Genomic DNA, 3,943 nt, shown 5'->3' with positions numbered 1-3,943 from the left:
ATTGATCAGTACCAAGGTTGCCTGCTTGGCCTTGCTTTGGGTGATGCACTAGGAGCACCTTACGAGGGAGGTCCAGTTGAAAGATTCGTTTGGAGAATTATTGGAAAAAATTCAGATGGTCTTCCTCGATGGACCGACGACACCCAGATGTCCATCGATGTTGTTGAAATATTGTTGAAATACAAAACCATCGATCAAATTGAATTAGCGAATAAATTTACACAAAGTTACCAATGGAGTCGTGGCTATGGCCCTAGTGCGGTAAAAGTACTTAAGGCTATCAAAGCTGGAGTTGATTGGAAAAGCGCAAGCACCAGGCAATTCAAAGATGGATCTTTTGGTAATGGTGCCGCAATGAGGACGCCACCTGTTGCACTATTCTTCCATAAAGATATCAATCGCTTACTCGATGAGACACGCAAAGCGGCAGAGATAACCCATGCGCATCCACTAGCAATTGACGGGGCTATAGCAATAAGCATCGCAATCTCTTCTGCATTAAATGGAAATTTTGATGATAGTTTTTGGATTGATTTAAACGAGTACTGCAGTGCTCCAATATTTAGGGAAAAATTTGGCTTGATCAAAACATGGTTGCATAACGGAGAGTTGATTAACCATCAAACAATTGTGAAGAAACTTGGAAATGGAATAAGCGCTCAAGAATCTGTCGTCACTGCCATTTATATAGCGATGCGATTTATCAACTGTAGCTTTGAGGAGTTAATAAAATTTGTTATTTCACTCAAAGGTGATGTTGACACGATAGGAGCAATGGCAGGCGCAATATGGGGAGCTTATAACGGTGTAACAAACCTGCCAAATATCCTCATAGAACAAAAAGACTACATTTTACAATTGGCCTCTCTCATTCATGAGCAGAAACCATAATACATGAGAATGAAAAAGCAAGAATCATTTGCTTAATATGAAAGAGTAATCATGGACTCACTTACTGAATGCTTCAGACCCACGGGTCAAAAAGAACTGGATTTAGTTGCCGCATCTGGCTACACGCAATGGCCACCGCGATTACCAGATCAAGATATCTTTTACCCCGTTACCAATGAGGCTTATGCGATTGCACTTACTCAATGGAATATCACCGATTTCGGTGCTGGTTATGTCACGCGCTTTTGGGTAAAAAAATCATTTATGGATCGCTACCCCATTCAGAAAGTAGGTGGGGCAAGTGCCACGGAGTGGTGGATTCCAGCTGCTGACCTTGAAGAATTCAATAAAAATATCGTGGGAAAAATTGAAGTTATCGGTGAATATCGATAACAGGAGTTTATTTAATATGGAATTGCTCGATAAAGCAAAAGGCTGCTTGGTTGGTCTGGCTGTTGGTGATGCAGTAGGCACTACGTTGGAGTTTCGCCAGCGTGGGACCTTTGAGCCTATAACCGATATGGTTGGCGGTGGACCTTTTGATTTATTACCCGGTCAATGGACTGACGATACTTCTATGGCTCTGTGTCTCGCACATAGCCTCATTTATAAAAATGGTTTTGATCCCGTCGATCAGATGAATCGATACTGCAATTGGTATCAGTACGGATACATGAGTAGCACTGGTGAATGCTTTGACATAGGTGCTACCGTTGCTACTGCACTTAACTCCTACATGAAAACCGGAAACCCTTTTAGTGGGTCAATCGATGAAAGATCCTCTGGCAATGGATCATTGATGCGCTTGGCTCCCATCGCCATTTTTTATCGCGACAATCCTGCTAAATTAATCCGTTATGCCGGTGAAAGTTCGCGAACTACCCATGGTTCTGCGGAATGCATTGATGCCTGTAAATACTTTGCCAGCTTGCTGGTAATAGCGATGTCAGCGCGTAAAAAAGAGGAATTGCTCAATACTTTTTATCAACCAACAACGCCCAAGGTCCGCGCGATTGCATCCGGTTTATATTTAGAGAAAAACTACGAGCAATTAACGGGTAGCGGTTACGCGATTGAAAGTCTTGAATCTGCACTTTGGTGTTTTCATAAAGCAGATAGTTTTGAAGAGGCTATTTTGCTTGCAGCAAATATTGGCAATGATGCCGATACTACCGCCGCTATTTGCGGGCAAATTGCTGGCGCCTTTTACGGATGTACGGGTATCCCAGGACGCTGGGTAAACTTGATTCAAAAATACGAGAATATCCAGGATATCGCAGACACTTTATTTACTCCTCACTCATCTTAAACCAATTCATTAAGGCGAATATCCAATATACAAAATAAATAGTGTCATTTAGCCAATAAACCAGTTGACACAATAGTGTCTATTTGCCACTATATGCCCATGGATGCAGGAACTGCCTCCAGATAATCCAAATGAATACCCTAACAGCGCTGGATAGACCGGTGCTTAACCCCGATGACTGGAGGATTTCCATCATGCAAAATCTGATTCTGAATACCGACTCTTACAAAACATCTCACTTTGTTCAGTACCCACAAGGGGCTGAATTTGTCTCTAGCTATATTGAATCTCGCGGCGGTGTACACGCTTCTACTGTGTTTTTCGGTTTGCAGATGTTTATCAAGCAATACCTGACCAAGCCTATAACTCTGGCGGATATCGATGAAGCAGAAATGATTTGCGCTGCTCACGGTGTACCTTTTAACCGTGATGGCTGGATGCACATCCTGACTGTTCACAATGGCTACCTGCCGTTGGAAATCGAAGCGGTACCAGAAGGTACTGAGGTTCCGACGGGTAATGTCCTGGTACAAGTAATCAATACCGACCCAACGTGTGCCTGGTTGACCAGCTATATCGAAACCGCCCTGTTACGTGCTGTTTGGTATCCCACCACCGTGGCGACAGTATCTAAAGCCTGCCAAAACATCATTGCCCGTTACTTGGATGAAACAGCCGATAACCTTAACGGCTTGCCATTCAAGCTCCACGACTTTGGTGCACGCGGTGCCAGTTCAGAAGAAACCACGGCGATTGGCGGCTTGGCACACTTAGTCAGCTTCATGGGTACCGATAACTTTTCTGCCTTGGTCGCAGCACGCCGTTATTACGGCGCAGATATGGCTGGCTTCTCTATCCCGGCAGCCGAACACAGCACTATCACCAGCTGGGGCCGTGAAGGAGAAACCGCTGCTTACGCCAATATGCTTAAACAATTTGGCGGCCAGAATAAATTGTTGGCGGTGGTGAGTGACTCTTACGATATTTGGAATGCTATTGATAATATCTGGGGCGGTGAATTAAAAACTCAGGTAGAAACTACCGGTGGTAGCCTGGTTGTGCGCCCAGATTCTGGTGAGCCGGTAGAAATTGTGCCTGAAGCGATTGAGCGTTTAATGGCAAAATTTGGTTTTAGTGTAAATGGCAAAGGGTACAAAGTGTTGCCGCCTTGTGTGCGTTTAATTCAAGGCGATGGCGTGTGCGCCGCCTCCATTGAAGCTATTTTGGCAGAAATGCAAAAACGCGGTTTGAGCGCGGATAATGTGGCTTTTGGTATGGGTGGAGAGTTATTGCAAAAAGTTAACCGCGATACACAAAAATTCGCCATGAAGGCCTCGGCTATTTGTATTAATGGCCAATGGCACGATGTGTATAAAGACCCTATCACCGACCAGGGCAAGCGCTCTAAAAAAGGCCGTTTGGCATTAATTAAGGAAAATGGCCAATTTAAAACTGTGCCGAAAGATGCGATAGGTGCTGAGCAAAATCAATTGGTGAGCGTGTACCGCAATGGGCAAGTGTTAGCGGATTATAGCTTTGCGCAAGTAAGGGAAAATGCGTTAAAAGGTTGATTGGCTCAGCAGGTAATTCGGCGATGATGTAAAACTTGAGCCAACAAAAAAGCCTAACCCGCGAGGGTTAGGCTTTTGTATTTGGTGGGCCCACCAGGACTTGAACCTGGGACCTGCCGATTATGAGTCGGACGCTCTAACCAACTGAGCTATAGGCCCTTTAAAACGGATG

Annotated in this window: 4 protein-coding genes and 1 tRNA gene; 4 read left to right on the top strand and 1 reads right to left on the bottom strand. The window is 44.6% G+C overall.

Translation table 11 applies throughout. The features are described 5' to 3' along the window. From ACWA6V_RS18420 to ACWA6V_RS18405, 4 genes are all read left to right on the top strand, one after another. Positions 1-891, top strand: an 891-nt coding sequence (locus ACWA6V_RS18420) for an ADP-ribosylglycohydrolase family protein (RefSeq protein ID WP_449523861.1), incomplete at its 5' end; no start/stop codon positions are given. A gap of 51 nt (positions 892-942) precedes the next feature. Beyond that, positions 943-1,284, top strand: a complete 342-nt coding sequence (locus ACWA6V_RS18415) for a hypothetical protein (protein WP_449523860.1) — start codon at positions 943-945, stop codon at positions 1,282-1,284. A 16-nt stretch (positions 1,285-1,300) separates the two neighbouring features. After that, the gene (locus tag ACWA6V_RS18410; protein WP_449523859.1) at positions 1,301-2,200 is read left to right on the top strand and encodes an ADP-ribosylglycohydrolase family protein; all 900 of its coding nucleotides are present in this window, start codon (positions 1,301-1,303) and stop codon (positions 2,198-2,200) included. 131 nt (positions 2,201-2,331) lie between these two features. Then, positions 2,332-3,771, top strand: coding sequence for a nicotinate phosphoribosyltransferase (locus ACWA6V_RS18405; RefSeq protein WP_449523858.1), 1,440 nt, complete (start codon positions 2,332-2,334; stop codon positions 3,769-3,771). An 82-nt stretch (positions 3,772-3,853) separates the two neighbouring features. On the opposite strand, the gene ACWA6V_RS18400 is transcribed toward ACWA6V_RS18405, so the two are convergent. Further along, positions 3,854-3,930 (bottom strand) — tRNA-Ile (locus tag ACWA6V_RS18400). Positions 3,931-3,943: the final 13 nt, after the last annotated feature.

Source organism: Cellvibrio sp., assembly GCF_053579595.1.
Note: the sequence above shows the minus strand (reverse complement) of the source record. Positions and strands in the feature narration are given on the sequence as shown.